The 1,055-nt window shown below is 59.9% G+C and carries 2 protein-coding genes; one reads left to right on the top strand and one right to left on the bottom strand.

From position 1 onward, the window contains the following. Positions 1–33 precede the first annotated feature (33 nt). A complete protein-coding gene (locus tag AC1D1P_RS24170; RefSeq protein WP_477674769.1) occupies positions 34–474 on the top strand; it encodes a GNAT family N-acetyltransferase in 441 nt (146 codons plus the stop codon). 20 nt (positions 475–494) lie between these two features. On the opposite strand, the gene AC1D1P_RS24165 is transcribed toward AC1D1P_RS24170, so the two are convergent. Further along, positions 495–1,055, bottom strand: a 561-nt coding sequence (locus AC1D1P_RS24165) for an amino acid ABC transporter permease (RefSeq protein WP_477674768.1), incomplete at its 5' end; no start/stop codon positions are given.

Here is a 1,055-nt window from a genome sequence, read left to right as displayed (position 1 = left end):
CCTCAAACCGTTTGAAGATAAAAGGAGTTCACCTTGGCGCTTGACTGGAAATATTCATCGGAAGGCATGGCCGATGCGGACTGGGAAGAGCTCTCCAATCTCTACCGCGTTGCCCCCTTGGGCGACAAGAAGCCTGCGGATCTGCAGATTGTTTTCTCCAACAGCATGTTCAAGTGTTTTGTGTATGACGCCGGCAAGCTGATCGCTGCGGGCCGTGCGGTAGCGGATGGCAGGGACTGCTCTTACATCTGCGACATCGCAGTGGCGCCGGACCGGCAGGGATCAGGTATGGGCAAGGACATGGTTGCGGCGCTGGTGAAGCTTTCCAGTGGCCACAAAAAAATCATCCTGTACGCGGTCGCCGGCAAAGAGCCGTTTTACCGCAAGCTCGGCTTTCGGCGCATGCTGACCGCGATGGCGATTTTTGCGAATACCGAGCAGGCGATTCAGAGTGGTTTGATCAGCGACACCTGATTCTGGTGCCCGGCGCTTCGCTAGCGCAGATAGCTGCGGTTGAGGCGCACTTCGAGCTTCTTCTGCAGCGTTTCAAACGAGGCACTCATCGCCCAGTAAATACCCGCAGCCGCCAGGTACAGCGGAAAGGGCTGGAAGGTAGTGGCAATCACTTCCTTGGTCGCCAGCATCAGCTCGCCCACGGCAATCACCGAGACGAGCGAGGTGTCCTTGATCAGGCTGATCAGGCTGTTCGACAGGCTGGGCACTGCCAGGCGCAGGGCCTGCGGGCCGATCACATAGCGCAGCGTTTGCGCTTGCGTCAGACCCAGGCTGCGGGCCGCATTCCATTGGCCGTGCTCCACGCCGTTGATTGCGCCGCGAATGGTTTCCGACAGGTAGGCGCCCACGTTCAGGCTCAGGCCCAGGATGCCGGCGCTGATCGGGTCGAACTGGATGCCTATGCTGGGTAGGCCGAAGTAGATGACAAAGAGCTGCACCAGCAGCGGCGTGCCGCGCATGCAGCTGACGTATAGGGTCGCGAATTGCGAAAGCCCCGGCACCTTGGCCAGCCGCGTGACAGCCACGAGGGTGCCGATGAT

This window comes from Polaromonas sp. P1_E1_2 (assembly GCF_056406035.1).
This window is presented reverse-complemented; position numbering and strand designations above follow the sequence as displayed.